Source organism: Frankia sp. AgPm24 (assembly GCF_023243055.1).
GTDB classification, from domain to species: domain Bacteria; phylum Actinomycetota; class Actinomycetes; order Frankiales; family Frankiaceae; genus Frankia; species Frankia umida.
In genome coordinates, this window is the sequence record NZ_JALKFW010000210.1 from 1 (window position 1) to 16055 (window position 16055).

12 protein-coding genes and 3 tRNA genes are annotated in these 16055 nt (G+C 68.6%); 1 reads left to right on the forward strand and 14 read right to left on the reverse strand.

Going from position 1 to position 16055, the window contains the following annotated elements; all coding sequences use genetic code 11:
* Positions 1–153: 153 nt before the first annotated feature.
* The 9 genes from MXD61_RS21935 to MXD61_RS21975 form a co-directional block, all read right to left on the reverse strand.
* Complete coding sequence (locus MXD61_RS21935) at positions 154–4044, reverse strand: DNA-directed RNA polymerase subunit beta' (RefSeq protein WP_248815335.1); 3891 nt, start codon at positions 4042–4044, stop codon at positions 154–156.
* A gap of 46 nt (positions 4045–4090) precedes the next feature.
* Positions 4091–7516 carry a DNA-directed RNA polymerase subunit beta gene (rpoB, locus tag MXD61_RS21940; RefSeq protein ID WP_248815336.1) on the reverse strand — a complete coding sequence of 1142 codons (3426 nt, stop codon included), beginning with the start codon at positions 7514–7516 and terminating at the stop codon, positions 4091–4093.
* Between the two features lie 898 nt (positions 7517–8414).
* Positions 8415–8807, reverse strand: a complete 393-nt coding sequence (rplL, locus tag MXD61_RS21945; protein ID WP_248815337.1) for a 50S ribosomal protein L7/L12 — start codon at positions 8805–8807, stop codon at positions 8415–8417.
* Between the two features lie 126 nt (positions 8808–8933).
* Positions 8934–9524 carry a 50S ribosomal protein L10 gene (rplJ, locus tag MXD61_RS21950; protein WP_248815338.1) on the reverse strand — a complete coding sequence of 197 codons (591 nt, stop codon included), beginning with the start codon at positions 9522–9524 and terminating at the stop codon, positions 8934–8936.
* 386 nt (positions 9525–9910) lie between these two features.
* A complete protein-coding gene (gene rplA / locus MXD61_RS21955) occupies positions 9911–10627 on the reverse strand; it encodes a 50S ribosomal protein L1 (RefSeq protein WP_248815339.1) in 717 nt (238 codons plus the stop codon).
* A 103-nt stretch (positions 10628–10730) separates the two neighbouring features.
* A complete protein-coding gene (gene rplK / locus MXD61_RS21960) occupies positions 10731–11165 on the reverse strand; it encodes a 50S ribosomal protein L11 (protein WP_163547621.1) in 435 nt (144 codons plus the stop codon).
* Positions 11166–11218: 53 nt separating this feature from the next.
* The gene (gene nusG, locus MXD61_RS21965) at positions 11219–12010 is read right to left on the reverse strand and encodes a transcription termination/antitermination protein NusG (protein WP_163547620.1); all 792 of its coding nucleotides are present in this window, start codon (positions 12008–12010) and stop codon (positions 11219–11221) included.
* Positions 12011–12149: 139 nt separating this feature from the next.
* Positions 12150–12398, reverse strand: a complete 249-nt coding sequence (secE, locus tag MXD61_RS28555) for a preprotein translocase subunit SecE (protein ID WP_163547619.1) — start codon at positions 12396–12398, stop codon at positions 12150–12152.
* A 47-nt stretch (positions 12399–12445) separates the two neighbouring features.
* Positions 12446–12518: transfer RNA gene (locus tag MXD61_RS21975), tRNA-Trp, on the reverse strand.
* Positions 12519–12824: 306 nt separating this feature from the next.
* Here MXD61_RS21975 and MXD61_RS21980 point away from each other — a divergent pair.
* A complete protein-coding gene (locus tag MXD61_RS21980; protein WP_248815340.1) occupies positions 12825–14024 on the forward strand; it encodes a pyridoxal phosphate-dependent aminotransferase in 1200 nt (399 codons plus the stop codon).
* An 11-nt stretch (positions 14025–14035) separates the two neighbouring features.
* Here the strand turns inward: MXD61_RS21980 and MXD61_RS21985 are convergent, their stop codons facing one another.
* From MXD61_RS21985 to MXD61_RS22005, 5 genes are all read right to left on the reverse strand, one after another.
* Positions 14036–14464, reverse strand: coding sequence for a MaoC family dehydratase (locus MXD61_RS21985; protein ID WP_248815433.1), 429 nt, complete (start codon positions 14462–14464; stop codon positions 14036–14038).
* Between the two features lie 83 nt (positions 14465–14547).
* Positions 14548–15006, reverse strand: a complete 459-nt coding sequence (locus tag MXD61_RS21990; RefSeq protein ID WP_163547617.1) for a MaoC family dehydratase N-terminal domain-containing protein — start codon at positions 15004–15006, stop codon at positions 14548–14550.
* 214 nt (positions 15007–15220) lie between these two features.
* Positions 15221–15352: a 50S ribosomal protein L33 gene (gene rpmG, locus MXD61_RS21995; protein ID WP_070131962.1), complete on the reverse strand. Its 132-nt coding sequence runs from the start codon at positions 15350–15352 to the stop codon at positions 15221–15223.
* Positions 15353–15479: 127 nt separating this feature from the next.
* Positions 15480–15553, reverse strand: a tRNA-Met gene (locus MXD61_RS22000).
* 98 nt (positions 15554–15651) lie between these two features.
* Positions 15652–15727: transfer RNA gene (locus tag MXD61_RS22005), tRNA-Thr, on the reverse strand.
* Positions 15728–16055: the final 328 nt, after the last annotated feature.

The following is a 16055-nucleotide window of genomic DNA, read 5'->3' on the forward strand; positions in this document are numbered from 1 at the left end:
GTCGGTGAGCACCCGGGTCGTCTCCTGGAAGGAGGCCGCCGACAGCCACGACTCGGTGGCCAGCGACGCCTTGGTGAGAGAACCGGGCCGCCGTCACAGCACCGTCGACCGACGCGCGCGGTAGCGAACCACCCGGCGCGTCGGATCAGCGGATCAGCGGAAGTCTCCGGAGCTGCGGTAGTCGAACTCGTCGAGCGGAACGGCCTGGCCCGAGCCGGTCCCGAAGGCGCCGTACTCGACACTGCCGGCGTCCTCGTAGGCCCCGACGGAGTACATCGCCGCCCGTGCCTCCTCGGTCGGCTCCACCCGGATGTTGCGGTACCGGGAGATGCCGGTACCAGCCGGGATCAGCTTTCCGATGATGACGTTCTCCTTCAGGCCGACGAGCGAGTCCGAGCGGGCGTTGATCGCCGCGTCGGTGAGCACCCGGGTCGTCTCCTGGAAGGAGGCCGCCGACAGCCACGACTCGGTGGCCAGCGACGCCTTGGTGATACCCATCAGCACCGGACGGGCCGAGGCCGGCTGACCGCCGATCTCCACCACCCGGCGGTTCTCCGACTCGAACCGGGCCCGCTCGCACAGCTCACCGGGCAGCAGCGCGGTCTCGCCGGACTCGAGCACGTTCACCCGCTTGAGCATCTGGCGGATGATGATCTCGATGTGCTTGTCGTGGATCGACACACCCTGCGAGCGGTACACCTCCTGGACCTGCTCGACCAGGTGGAGCTGGACCTGGCGCGGGCCGAGGATGCGCAGCACCTCGTGCGGGTCGACGGCACCGTCGACGACCTGGTTGCCGACCTCGATGCGGTCGCCCTCACGCACGCGCAGCCGGGAGCGGCGCGACACCGGGTAGGCGATCTCCTCGCTGCCGTCGTCGGGGACGACCACGACCTTGAAGGTCTTCTCGGTCTCCTCGATCTTCACCCGGCCGGAGACCTCGGTGATCGGGGCCTTGCCCTTGGGGCTACGGGCCTCGAACAGCTCGACGACACGCGGCAGACCCTGGGTGATGTCGTCACCGGCGACGCCACCCGAGTGGAAGGTACGCATCGTGAGCTGGGTGCCGGGCTCACCGATCGACTGGGCGGCGACGATGCCGACGGCCTCGCCGACGTCGACCAGCTTGCCGGTGGCCAGCGACCGGCCGTAGCACTGGGCGCACACACCCATCCGCGACTCGCAGGTCAGGGCGGAGCGGACCCGGACGTTCTCGATGCCGGCCTCGATGATCTGGCCGATCGCGACGTCGCCGGCGTCGGTACCGGCGGGCACGATGATCTCACCGTGCTCGTCGACGGCGTCGGAGGCGAGCGTGCGCGCGTAGGCCGAGGTCTCGGCGTAACGGTCGCGTACCAGGGTGCCGTCGGTGCCACGGCTGGCGATCCGGGTGAGGATGCCGCGCTCGGTGCCGCAGTCCTCCTCGCGGACGATGACGTCCTGGCTGACGTCGACCAACCGGCGGGTCAGGTAGCCGGAGTCGGCGGTGCGCAGGGCAGTGTCGGCCAGGCCCTTACGGGCACCGTGGGTCGAGATGAAGTACTCGACCACGGTGAGACCCTCGCGGAAGTTCGCCTTGATCGGCCGCGGGATGATCTCGCCCTTGGGGTTGGAGACCAGACCACGCATGCCGGCGAGCTGCCGGATCTGCATCATGTTTCCGGCGGCTCCGGAGTTGACCAGCACGTAGACCGGGTTGGTCTTCGGGAAGTTCGCCTCCATCGCCTCGGCGATCCTGTTGGTCGCCTCGGTCCAGATCTGGACCAGTTCGCTACGGCGCTCCTCGTCGGACAGGAAGCCGCGGTCGAACTGCTTCTGCACCCGGTCGGCGCGCTGCTCGTAGTCGTCGAGGATCTCGGCCTTGTTCGGCGGCGCGACGACGTCCTCGATGGCGACGGTGACCCCGGAGCGGGTCGCCCAGTAGAAGCCGGCGCTCTTGAGGGCGTCCAGCGTCGCCGCGACCTGGATCTTCGGGTACCGCTCGGCCAGGTCGTTGACGATCGCGGCCTGGGCCTTCTTGTTCAGCTGCTCGTTGATGAAGGGGTAGCCCTCCGGCAGCGCCTCGTTGAGCAGGCAGCGGCCGAACGTGGTCTCCAGGGTGAACACGTCCCCGGTGATCCAGTCCGCCGGCGGCGTCCACTCGGCCGGCGGGGTGGTGTCGCGCAGCCGGACGTTGATCCGGGCCTGCAGCGCGACATCCTTCGCGTCGTAGGCCATCTGCGCCTCGGCGACGGACGAGAACGACCGTCCCTCGCCGATCGCGCCCTCGCTCAGGGTCGACAGGTGGAACACACCGGTGACCATGTCCAGGGACGGCATGGCCAGCGGACGCCCGGACGCCGGCGAGAGGATGTTGTTGCTCGAGAGCATCAGGATGCGCGCCTCGGCCTGCGCCTCGGCGGACAGCGGCAGGTGCACCGCCATCTGGTCGCCGTCGAAGTCGGCGTTGAACGCGGTGCAGACCAGCGGGTGGATCTGGATGGCCTTGCCCTCGACCAGCTGTGGCTCGAAGGCCTGGATGCCCAGACGGTGCAGGGTCGGCGCCCGGTTGAGCAGCACCGGGTGCTCGGTGATGACCTCCTCGAGCACGTCCCAGACCACGGGGCGGGCCCGCTCCACCATCCGCTTGGCGGACTTGATGTTCTGCGCGTGGTTGAGGTCCACCAGGCGCTTCATCACGAACGGCTTGAACAGTTCGAGCGCCATCTGCTTGGGCAGACCGCACTGGTGCAGCTTGAGCTGCGGGCCGACCACGATGACCGAACGGCCGGAGTAGTCGACGCGCTTGCCGAGCAGGTTCTGACGGAACCGGCCCTGCTTGCCCTTGAGCATGTCGGACAGCGACTTCAACGGACGGTTACCGGGGCCGGTGACCGGGCGGCCGCGGCGGCCGTTGTCGAACAGCGCGTCGACGGCCTCCTGCAGCATCCGCTTCTCGTTGTTCACGATGATCTCGGGCGCGCCGAGGTCCAGCAGCCGCTTGAGCCGGTTGTTCCGGTTGATCACCCGGCGGTACAGGTCGTTGAGGTCGGAGGTCGCGAAGCGGCCACCGTCGAGCTGCACCATCGGCCGCAGGTCCGGCGGGATCACCGGAACGCAGTCGAGCACCATGCCCATGGGCGAGTTGCGGGTGATCAGGAATGCGGAGACGACCTTGAGCCGCTTGAGCGCGCGGGCCTTCTTCTGGCCCTTGCCGCTGCGGATGGTCTCGCGCAGCGAGTCCGCCTCGGCGGCCAGGTCGAAGTCGGCCAGCCGACGCTGTAGCGCCTCGGCACCCATGCCGCCGTCGAAGTACTGGCCGAACCGGTCGCGCAGCTCGCGGTAGAGCAGCTCGTCCGGCTCCAGGTCCTGGACCTTCATGTTCTTGAAGCGGTCGAAGACCCGGTCAAGGTCGTCGATCTTGCGCTGCGAGCGGTCGCGGATCTGGCGCATCTCGCGCTCGGCCGACTCGCGGACCTTGCGCCGCGCGTCGCCCTTGGCACCTTCGGACTCGAGCTGGGCCAGGTCGGCCTCCAGCCGCTTCTGCCGGCTCTCGACCTCGGCGTTCTTGCGGTCCTCGAGCTGCTGCTTCTCGACGCCGATGCGGGCCTCGAGGGTGGGCAGGTCGCGGTGCCGCGCCTCCGTGTCGACCTTGGTGATCATGTAGGCGGCGAAGTAGATGACCTTCTCGAGGTCCTTCGGCGCCAGGTCCAACAGGTAGCCCAGCCGACTCGGCACACCCTTGAAGTACCAGATGTGGGTGACCGGGGCGGCGAGCTCGATGTGCCCCATCCGCTCACGACGGACCTTGGCCCGGGTCACCTCGACGCCACAGCGCTCGCAGATGATGCCCTTGAACCGGACCCGCTTGTACTTACCGCAGTAGCACTCCCAGTCCCGGGTCGGACCGAAGATCTTCTCGCAGAAGAGCCCGTCCTTCTCCGGCTTCAGGGTGCGGTAGTTGATGGTTTCCGGCTTCTTGACCTCGCCGTGCGACCACTGGCGGATGTCGTCCGCAGTGGCAAGACCGATGCGCAGCTCATCGAAGAAGTTGACGTCCAGCAAGACTGTCGCCTGCTCTCTCTATCTCGGTCGGGACGCAGGGAGTCGGTCAGACTTCCTCGACGCTGCTCGGCTCACGCCGGGACAGGTCGATCCCGAGTTCCTCCGCCGCACGGAAGACGTCCTCGTCGGTGTCGCGCATCTCGATCTGCACGCCGTCGCTCGAGAGCACCTCGACATTGAGGCACAGCGACTGCATCTCCTTGATGAGCACCTTGAACGACTCCGGGATACCGGGTTCCGGAATGTTCTCGCCCTTGACGATCGCCTCGTAGACCTTGACCCGGCCCACGACGTCGTCGGACTTGATGGTCAGCAGCTCCTGGAGGGCGTAGGCGGCGCCGTACGCCTCCAGCGCCCACACCTCCATCTCACCGAAGCGCTGGCCACCGAACTGCGCCTTACCACCCAGGGGCTGCTGGGTGATCATGGAGTAGGGGCCGGTCGACCGGGCGTGGATCTTGTCGTCGACCAGGTGGAGCAGCTTGAGGATGTAGATGTAGCCGACCGCGACCGGGTACGGGTAGGGCTCGCCGGTGCGACCGTCGAAGAGCGTGGCCTTGCCGGAGGAGCCGATCAGCTGGACGCCGTCCCGGTTGGGCAGCGTCGAGTCGAGCAGACCCGTGATCTCCTCCTCGCGGGCACCGTCAAACACCGGGGTGGCGACGTTGGTGCCGGGCGGGGCGGCGTCGGCGCCGATGCCGCGCAGCCGGTCCTTCCAGCCCTCGGTGCCGGCGTCTACCTGCCAGCCGGTCTTGGCGACCCAGCCGAGATGGGTCTCCAGGATCTGGCCGATGTTCATCCGTCGCGGCACGCCGTGCGGGTTGAGCACCACGTCGACCGGGGTGCCGTCCTCGAGGAAGGGCATGTCCTCGGCGGGCAGGATCTTGGCGATGACACCCTTGTTGCCGTGCCGGCCGGCGAGCTTGTCACCATCGGTGATCTTGCGCTTCTGGGCGACGTACACCCGGACCAGTTCGTTGACGCCGGGGGGCAGCTCGTCGCCGTCCTCGCGGGAGAACACCCGCACGCCGATGACCTTGCCGGACTCGCCGTGCGGCACCTTCAGCGAGGTGTCCCGGACCTCCCGGGCCTTCTCACCGAAGATCGCGCGCAGCAGCCGCTCCTCCGGGGTCAGCTCGGTCTCACCCTTCGGGGTGACCTTGCCGACCAGGACGTCCCCGGTCTGCACGTCGGCACCGATCCGGATGATCCCGCGCTCGTCGAGGTCGGCCAGGACCTCCTCGGCGACGTTCGGGATGTCCCGGGTGATCTCCTCCGGGCCGAGCTTGGTGTCGCGGGCGTCGACCTCGTGCTCCTCGATGTGGATCGAGGAGAGCACGTCGTCCTGCACGAGGCGCTGCGACAGGATGATCGCGTCCTCGTAGTTGTGCCCCTCCCACGGCATGAAGGCGACCAGCATGTTCTTGCCGAGCGCCATCTCACCGTTGTCGGTGCACGGGCCGTCCGCGATGACCTGACCGGCCTCGATCCGATCGCCCTCGTTCACGATCGGCTTCTGGTTGATGCAGGTGCCCTGGTTGGAGCGGCGGAACTTGGCCAGCCGGTAGGTGCGCCGGGTGCCGTCGTCGTGCATGACGGTGATGTAGTCGGCCGAGAGGTCCTCGACCACGCCGGCCTGGCCCGCGACGATCACGTCACCGGCGTCCTTGGCCGCGCGGGCCTCCATCCCGGTGCCGACCAGCGGCGCCTCGGACCGCAGCAGCGGCACCGACTGGCGCTGCATGTTCGAGCCCATCAGCGCGCGGTTGGCGTCGTCGTGCTCGAGGAAGGGGATCATGGCCGTGGCCACGGACACCATCTGCCGCGGCGAGACGTCCATGTAGTCGACCTCGTCCGGCGGGATGAACTCGACCTCACCGCCCTTACGGCGGACCAGGACGCGGTCCTCGGCGAACGTGCCGTCGGGCTGCAGCGGCGTGTTGGCCTGCGCCTTGACGTGCCGGTCCTCCTCGTCCGCGGTCAGGTAGTCGATCTGGTCGATGACCTGGCCGTTGACGACCTTGCGGTACGGCGTCTCGACGAACCCGAACGGGTTGACCCGGGCGAAGGTCGACAGCGAGCCGATCAGACCGATGTTCGGGCCTTCCGGCGTCTCGATCGGGCACATCCGGCCGTAGTGGCTGGGGTGCACGTCGCGGACCTCGAAGCCGGCGCGCTCGCGGGACAGACCACCCGGGCCCAGCGCCGACAGGCGGCGCTTGTGGGTCAGACCGGCCAGCGGGTTGGTCTGGTCCATGAACTGCGAGAGCTGGCTGGTGCCGAAGAACTCCTTGATGGAGGCGACGACCGGCCGGATGTTGATCAGCGTCTGCGGCGTGATGGCCTCGACGTCCTGCGTGGTCATCCGCTCGCGCACGACCCGCTCCATGCGGGCCAGGCCCAGCCGGACCTGGTTCTGGATGAGCTCGCCGACCGTGCGCAGCCGCCGGTTGCCGAAGTGGTCGATGTCGTCGACCTCGTAGTCGGCCGGGTCGGCACCCGCGTGCAGCTTGACGACGTACTCGATCGTGCGCACGATGTCATCCTCGGTGAGGACGCCGACGTCGTGGGTCACCTCGAGGGAGAGCTTCTTGTTCACCTTGTAACGGCCGACCTTGGCCAGGTCGTAGCGCTTCGGGTTGAAGAAGAGGTTCTCCAGCAGGGTCTGCGCCGACTCCCGCGTCGGCGGCTCGCCAGGGCGCAGCTTGCGGTAGATGTCGAGCAGCGCGTCGTCCTGGCTGGCGGTGTGGTCCTTCTCCAGGGTGACCCGCATCGACGGGAAGTCGCCGAAGCGCTCCAGGATGCGCGCCTCGTCCCAGCCGAGCGCCTTGAGCAGCACGGTGACGGACTGGCGGCGCTTGCGGTCGATGCGGACGCCGACGGTGTCGCGCTTGTCGATCTCGAACTCGAGCCAGGCCCCGCGGGACGGGATCACCTTGCAGGAGTAGAGGTCCTTGTCGGAGGCCTTGTCGAGGCTGCGCTCGAAGTACACACCAGGGGACCGGACGAGCTGGCTGACCACCACGCGCTCGGTGCCGTTGATGACGAAGGTGCCCTTGGGGGTCATGAGCGGGAAGTCGCCCATGAACACCGTCTGGCTCTTGATCTCACCGGTGGTGTTGTTGGTGAACTCGGCCGTCACGAACAACGGGGCCGAGAAGGTCATGTCCTTGTCCTTGCACTCCTCCACGGAGTACTTGGGCGGCTCGAACCGGTGGTCCCGGAAGGACAGGGACATGGAGCCCGAGAAGTCCTCGATCGGGGAGATCTCCTCGAAGACCTCCTCCAGACCGGAGGTGATCGGAACATCGTCCCGACCCGAGTCGATGGCCTCCTGAACCCGCTCCGCCCAGGCGTCACTGCCGATCAGCCAATCAAAGGACTGCGTCTGAAGAGCAAGGAGGTCCGGGACCTCGAGGGGCTCAATGATCTTAGCGAACGAGATGCGGGAGGAAGAGCGCGAGGCGGCCAAGGTGGTCCTTCCGGTGGCCTGATCGTCGGGCTGGCGTCGCGGACGTCAAGGATCCGTCGGGGGTGGTCAGGTGATCAGTGTCTCGCTACGGTTGTCGGGAACGGCGGCGGGGGTGCCCCGCCGGTGAGAGGATGACCGCGGGACGTCTCTCACGGGACGAACGTCGCGGGGTCGCCGGCCGACTGGCCACTGACTCGGCGACCGGTCACGCGGTCGGAGTAAACCCCCGTCCCGCAGCGGGATCCGTCGGTTCCTGGTCCATCGGCCCGCGAAGTCGCACCCGGTCGGTGCGGCTGGCGTTCGGCTGACTGCGGGCACGCCGAAGGGCCGTCGCGGCGCGAGCGCGCGGCGACGCCTGGGTCCGCTGAGAACAACGGGTCGGTGCACGGGCGTTGGGTTCCTCGGTGTGGCTGCTAGAAGCCGTGCCAGGCACCAGCACGGCAGCGCGCCTTCACGTCGAACCGGAATCCGCCGCAGACATGGCTCTGGCGAGCAACCGGGGCCACCCGGCGGCATGGACCAGACCCCCACTGGAGAGCCCGACCTCGCCCGGGAACCGACGTCAACGGAACCGATGCAACGAAAAGGGCAGCGCAAACTAGCAGTGTAGCCGACAGGCACACCGCTGGCAAGGCCAGGCGCGGATCAACCGCGCGTAGGGAACGTAGCTCACCGCATCTGCTTCCCGACGAGTGTTCGCGACATGATGGAACCCCGATCCACTGAGGCAGTCAACCCCCTCGGGAAAACGTCACGAACAGCCCGACCCGCCCAAGCCCTTACGTAGCAGCGCATCCGGGTATTTCCGCCGCTGCACATGCCGTGGGCCGGGGCACCTCGGAGGTGCCCCGGCCCACGGTCACAGGTGCTACGACGGGCGCCCGGGCGCCCGTCGGAACTACTTGACGGTGACGCTCGCCCCGGCGCCCTCGAGGGCCGCCTTGGCCTTCTCCGCGGCCTCCTTGGCGACCTTCTCCAGGACAGGCTTCGGCGCGCCGTCGACGAGGTCCTTGGCCTCCTTGAGGCCGAGGCTGGTCAGCGCGCGCACCTCCTTGATGACCTGGATCTTCTTGTCGCCGACGGACTCGAGGATCACGTCGAACTCGTCCTGCTCCTCGACGGCCGCGGCTTCGCCACCCGCGCCACCGGCAGCCGGGGCCGCGGCGACGGCGACCGGCGCCGCGGCGGTGACGCCGAAGGTCTCCTCGAACTGCTTCACGAACTCGGAGAGCTCGAGCAGGGTCAGTTCCTTGAACGCGTCCAGCAGCTCTTCGGTGGACAGCTTCGCCATGATGGCGGTTCCTTCCTGATCGGTCTGTTACTCGGCGCCAGCGCCGATGCCCGGCCTGATGCGGCCAAGGCGGCGTCCGGCGTCTGTCTCGGGGGGTGGTACAGGTTCAGCCTGGTGGTGCGGACGTCACTCGGCGGCGACGGCGGCCGGCTCGGTCTCGCCCTCGACCGCCGGAGCGGCCTCGGTCTCGACCGCCGGGGCCTCGCTCGCCCGCTGCTCGCGCAGCGCCTCGGCCAGTCGGGCGACCTGCGACAGCGGGGCGGCGAACAGACCGACCGCGCCGGACAGCGAGCCCTTCATGGCGCCGGCCAGCTTCGCCAGCAGCACCTCACGGGACTCGACGTCGGCGAGCTTGCGGATCTCCTCGGCGCTCAGCGGCCGCCCTTCGACGACACCGCCCTTGACGACCAGCGCCGGGTTGGCCTTCGCGAAGTCACGCAGGCCCTTCGCGGCCACGACCGGGTCACCGCTGACGAAGGCGACGGCGGTCGGACCGACGAACAGCTCGTCGAGCCCGGTGACGCCAGCCTGGTTCGCCGCGATCTTGGTGAGGGTGTTCTTGACGACCGCGTAGCGGGTACCCGTACCAAGGGCACGCCGCAGCTCGGTGAGCTGGCTGACCGTGAGACCGCGGTACTCGGTGAGCACCGCGGCTGTCGAGGAACGGAAGTCCTCGGCGATCTCCGCCACCGCGGCGGTCTTCTCAGCTTTCGCCATGGGGCTCCTTCAGGATGTGCGCCGGTCATCCGTTCAACCATCCGCGCAGCCCCGGAAACGACGAACGCCCCGGCGCAGGCGCACGGGGCGTGATGAGCGCGGAGCCTCGTCCATGGGCTACCGCAGTCCTTCGCTGACCGTCACCTACGCGGGCCGCCCACAATGATCGGGGCCTTCGGCTGTCGACCCAGCCACAGCGTGCGAGGGGCGTTCGCGATGCCCCACGCGCCATGGAGGACGACGGCGACCAGCGGTCTTCGGTGGAAAAACTGTGATCGTCGTTCAGTGTACGCGACATGCCGCCGGGCTCGGGCCCCGACATACCACCAGCCCGGACCAGGTGTGCTGGTCCGGGCTGGTGGGCAGGAATGCGGGGGCGCCGAGGATCAGGCGGTGACCGCGTCCTCGAGCAGGTTGCGGATGCGGTTCGGGTCGACCGGGATGCCGGGGCCCATCGTGGTGGCGAAGGTGATCTTCCTGAGGTACCGGCCCTTCGCCGCCGACGGCTTGACCCGGACGATCTCGTCGATCGCCGCCGTGTAGTTCTCGATCAGCTGGGCGTCGGTGAAGCTCGTCTTGCCGACGACGATGTGCAGGTTGCCCTGCTTGTCGACGCGGAAGTTGATCTTACCGCCCTTGATGTCGGACACGGCCTTGCCGATGTCCAGGGTGACGGTGCCGGTCTTCGGGTTCGGCATCAGGCCACGCGGGCCCAGGATGCGGGCGATCCGGCCGACCTTGGCCATCTGGTCGGGCGTGGCGACGGTGGCGTCGAAGTCCAGGAAGCCCTCCTGGATGCGGGCGACCAGGTCGTCACTGCCGACGATGTCGGCGCCGGCGGCGGTGGCCTCGGCGGCCTTCTCACCGGCGGCGAACACCGCGACCCGCGGCGACTTGCCAGTGCCGTGCGGGAGGTTGACGGTGCCGCGGACCATCTGGTCGGCCTTGCGCGGGTCGACGCCGAGCCGGATCGCGACCTCGACGGTCGCGTCGTACTTGGTGGTGGAGGTCTCCTGCGCCAGCCGGACGGCCTCCAGCGGGCTGTACAGGTTGTCCGGGTTGATCTTCTCCGCTGCGGTGCGGTATGCCTTGCTGCGCTTCATGCTGTCTCCTCGTGGTGCCGGCGGACGGCCGGACGACGCCACGGTCGCCCGTACGCCCTCCCACGGCGTTGGATCGGTCGTGCGGGGAGGCGGTGGCGGCGAACTAGTCGCCGACGGTGATCCCCATCGAGCGGGCGGTCCCCGCGATGATCTTCTCCGCGGCCTCGATCGTCGTCGCGTTGAGGTCGGGCATCTTGGTCTGCGCGATCTCACGTACCTGGGCGGGAGTCAGCTTGGCGACCTTGTCCCGGTGCGGGGTACCGCTGCCCTTGTCGACACCGGCGGCCTTGAGGATGAGCCTCGCGGCCGGCGGGGTCTTGGTGACGAAGGTGAACGAGCGGTCCTCGTACACGGTGATCTCGACCGGCACGACGTTGCCGGTCTGCGACTCGGTGGCCACGTTGTACTGCTTGCAGAACTCCATGATGTTCACGCCGTGCTGGCCCAGCGCGGGGCCGACCGGCGGAGCCGGAGTGGCCTTGCCCGCGTTGATCTGGAGCTTGATGATCGCGGTGATCTTCTTCTTCTTGGGCGGCATGTGCTCGTCTTCCTGCCGGGGCTGCTGGCTTTCGGGTTACGCGGACCGGATGGTCAGATCTTCGCCACCTGGTTGAACTGGAGCTCGACGGGAGTCTCCCGACCGAAGATCGAGACCAGCACCTTCAGCCGCTGAGCGTCGAGGTTGATCTCGCTGATGGTAGCTGGGAGCGTGGCGAAGGGGCCGTCCATGACGGTGACCGACTCTCCGACCTCGTACTCCTGGACCCGGACGGTCTCGACCTTCTTCTCCTTCGGCGCCGGCGGCGCGAGGATCGACTGCACCTCTTCCCGGCGCAGCGGCGACGGCCGGTTGGTCAGCCCGACGAACCCTGTCACACCCGGCGTGTTACGCACCGCCGACCAGGACTGGTCGGTCAGGTCCATCCGGACGTAGATGTACCCCGGGTACTTCTTCTGCAGGACCATCTGCCGCTTGCCGTTCTTGACGACCGGGACCTCTTCGGTCGGCACCTCGATCTGGAAGATGTAGTCCTCCATGTTGAGGCTGGAGATCCGGGTCTCGAGGTTCGTCTTGACCTTGTTCTCGTAGCCCGCGTAGGAGTGCACGACATACCACTCGCCCGGTGCGTCCTCGATCGCGCGAAGCAGCAGCTCCGCCTCGTCGACCTCGTCCTCCTCTTCGGGGACGACGGTCGAGGGGGAGCCTGCGGACGGCTCCTGCGATGCGGGCTCGGCGTCGGACGCCTGGTCGCCCGGGAGCTCGTCGGGCTCGGCGCCGGCGTCCGTGCTCGCCACCTCGTCCCGCTCGAACGCCGCCAGGGGATCGAGACGGGCGAGGGCTTCCCCCTGCTCGGAGGAGGCGTGCTCGGGGGACTGGGACACGCGGGCGATCCTTTTCTCGTGAACGCTTCTGGTGCTCTGACTCCGCGCCAGCGGGGACGCTGCGCGGGCATGGTGTGGGCGAGCGGTCGCCGACCGGCCGGCGACCCGGCGTCAGGCAACCGCCAGTCGAGCAGCCCCGTCAGCCGAAGATCGCGAGGATCGCCTTCGTCAGCCCGAAGTCGAGGCTGGCCACGAAGGCCGTCACCACGGTGACGAAGATCAGCACCACCGCCACGTAGGTGACAAGCTCGCTCCGCCCCGGGTAGACCACCTTCCGGAGCTCCGCCATGACCTCGCGGATGAACTGCACGGGCCGGTAACGACGCCGAGTCGCGGCACGCGTGGCCCCCCTCGGACGCGGTGCCGCGTCACGGGTATCGGTCGCCACTCACTCCACCCACTCAGTCGCCGAACCAACCAGACCGTCGAACAGCGCAGGGGCGACAGGACTCGAACCTGCAACCGCCGGTTTTGGAGACCGGTGCTCTACCAATTGAGCCACGCCCCTAGAACACTCCCTGACCCCCGCCGCCACCGCCCCGCACATGACGCGCTACTACCGTAACGCACGGTTCGAGCTGCGGGCCGGTCACCGGAATGGGTGCCCGGGCGGATCGAGCATACCCCCTGCGCGGCCGAACACCACGGACACCAACCGCGCAGGACCCGATCGACCTGGTCGACCCGCGCGCCGACCTGCCCGGACCCGCCCGGAGCGGGACCTGTGGGGTGGTGTGGACCGACCCAAGTGGACCGGGAGCCCGGCCCCGCGTGCTCGGCCAACCCCCACCGCCACCATGGCAGCATAGGTGCCATGAGCAGGATCTCACGCCGCATCGGCGCCATCGCCCCGTCCGCCACGCTCGCCGTGGACGCGACGGCGAAGGCGATGCAGGCCGCCGGACAGGACATCGTTGTCTTCGGCGCGGGCGAACCGGACTTCCCGACTCCGGAGCACATCGTCGCCGCCGCCGAACGCGCATGCCACGAACCCAGGATGCACCGCTACACGCCGTCGGGCGGGTTGCCGGAGCTGCGCACGGCGGTCGCCGAGAAGACCCGGCGCGACTCCGGCGTCACGGTGACACCGAGCCAGGTTCTGATCACCAACGGCGGCAAGCAGGCTGTCTACGAGGCGTTCGCGACGCTGCTCGACCCGGGTGACGAGGTGCTGCTGCCCGCGCCGTACTGGACGACCTATCCCGAGTCGATCCGGCTCGCGGGCGGCGTCCCGGTCGAGGTCGTGACCGGCCCCGACGCCGACTACCGGGTCACCGTCGAACAGCTGGAGGCGGCCCGCACGGAGCGCACGAAGGTACTGCTGTTCTGTTCACCCTCGAACCCCACCGGTGCGGTGCACACCCCCGAGGAGGTCCGCGCGATCGGCGAGTGGGCGGCCCGGACCGGCATCTGGGTGCTGGCCGACGAGATCTACGAGCACCTCGTCTACGGCGAGGCCCGGTTCTCCTCGATCCTCGCCGAGGTCCCGGATCTGGCGCAGCGGTGCGTCATCGTCAACGGCGTCGCCAAGACCTACGCGATGACCGGTTGGCGGGTCGGCTGGCTGATCGGCCCCACCGACGTCATCAGCGCCGCGACGAACCTCCAGTCGCATGCCACCTCGAACGTCTCGAACGTCGCCCAGGCCGCCGCGCTCGCCGCCGTCACCGGCCCGCTGGACGCGGTCGCCACGATGCGCACCGCCTTCGACCGACGCCGGCTGACCATGCACCGCATGCTGAGCGAGATCCCCGGGGTGCGCTGCCCGGTGCCTCAGGGCGCCTTCTACTGCTACCCGTCGCTGCAGGCGGTGCTGGGCCGTCCGCTGCGGGGGAAGACCCCGACGTCCAGCGCACAGCTGTGCCAGCTCATCCTCGAGGAGGTGGGTGTGGCGATCGTCCCCGGTGAGGCGTTCGGAACCCCGGGCTTCGCCCGCCTGTCCTACGCGCTCAGCGACGACGACCTGGTCAAGGGCGTGGACCGGGTGGCCGCTCTGCTCGCCGAACTCGACTAGCTGCGGCCAGCTCAGGGCAGTCGGACGGTGGCCCGCGAGGCCATCAGCACCTTCTCGCCCCGGCACCGGGTGGTGAGGTTCACCACTACCCGGTTGCCGTCGAGCTTCTTCTCCACCACCCCGCGCACGGACACCGTGGCCCCCTCGTCGTCGTCGGGCACGACGACCGGCGAGGAGAACTTCACCCCGATCTCCACCAGCGCCCGCGGATCACCGATCCAGTCGGTGACCAGACGCGCGGCGGTGGCCATCGTGAGCATCCCGTGCGCGATCACCCCGGGCAGACCCGCCTCGGCGGCCGCCCGATCGCTCCAGTGGATGGGGTTGAAGTCGCCGGACGCCCCCGCGTACCGGACCAGATCGGCCCGGCGCAGCGGGAACAGCCGCTCCGGAAGTTCGGTGCCGACCTCGACATCGTCGTAGCCGATCGTCGCCGTCATCGTCTCCCCCATCCCTGTCTCCCCCATCCCTGTCTCCCCCGCCCCTGTCTCGCCCGCCCTGCCGTCCACCGCCGGTGACGCGCTCATCCGCGCGGCGCGGCGGTCCCGCGGGACACCAGGGTGCAGATGCCGGTGGCGACCTGCTCGCCGCCGGTCGTCTCGTACTGGTACGTGGTCACCAGCAGCTCGTTGCGGCCCACGGCCCGAATGCTGGTCAGCGTTGACGACGTGACCAGCTCGTCCCCGGCGACCACCGGACGGTGCAGCTGGAAGCGCTGCTCGCCATGGACGACGAGGGTGTAGTCGAGGCCGAGCGCCGGGTCGTCGGTGGGCAGGCCCAGCGTCCCGGGCATCGCGTTGATCAGGAACGTCGGCGGGGCGACGAGGTCGGCGAAGCCGGCGGCCCTGGCCGCCGCCACGTCGTGGTACAGCGGGTTGTCGTCACCGACGGCCCGGGCGAACTTCCGGATGTGCTCGCGCCCGACCTGGAAGGGCACCTCGGCGACGAAACACCGCCCGACGAAGTCCTGGTTGAGCGGCATCACAGCTCCGTTTCTGGACACGGTTTCTGGACACGGTGCGGGAACGAGACGCCCTATCCCACCATGCGACCCCGCCCCGCCGCCCGGACCCCGCTCACCGTCGGCCGGTCACACCCCGGCACGCCCGGCACGCCGAACAGCCGGCCAGGCGGAAGGCCTGACCGGCTGCGGTGGAACGACACCAGATGTCGGGACATGCCCGACATCGGCGGATCTAGCGGGTTTCGCGGTGCTCGGTGTGCTTGCCGCAGTTGGGGCAGAACTTCTTCAGCTCAAGACGATCCGGGTCGTTACGCCGGTTCTTGCGCGTGATGTAGTTCCGATGCTTGCACACCTGGCACGCCATGGTGATCTTCGGGCGAACGTCAGTGGCGGCCACGGCGTGATGCCTCTTCCTAAGTCGACTGCAGAACTGGTCGAGCGTCGCGGCAGGCCGCGAGCCCAGAAAGGGCGCGGCCTGCCGCACCCTGGAGTAGCGGTGGCCGGACTTGAACCGGCGACACAGCGATTATGAGCCGCTTGCTCTGCCAGACTGAGCTACACCGCCAGAATGGCCACCCGACCGATCGGGGACCGGACCAGCTTACCCAGGCGAACCGGCGGAACCGCTCAACCCGGACACGAACCCACCCAAGGGCTGGTACGTGGAGCCCCTTTACGGAATCGAACCGTAGACCTTCTCCTTACCATGGAGACGCTCTGCCGACTGAGCTAAAGGGGCGCGAAGTCGCGGTGCTCAGATTACACGACGCTGGGCGCTGGTGGGCGACCCACCCCCTGTTCGTTCCTCCGCACCCCCGCGCGTCGGGCGTTCGCCCGCAGATCTCCCCTTCGCCCGTGGGCGCGCCGCCGCGCCCGACCCGCCGCCCGCGACGGCCCAGATGGTGGCGATTTGCCAGGAAGTTAAAACACTCCGTAGCCACCAATCCAGATCCCCCTGACTTAGATAGCTGTAAGTAACTCTCTTAATGCTTAGCGTGTGGGCCGTCTGGTGCTGCGTCCCTGCCCGGACGCAACCGGACCGGCTTTCGAGCCACCGCACCGTTGCC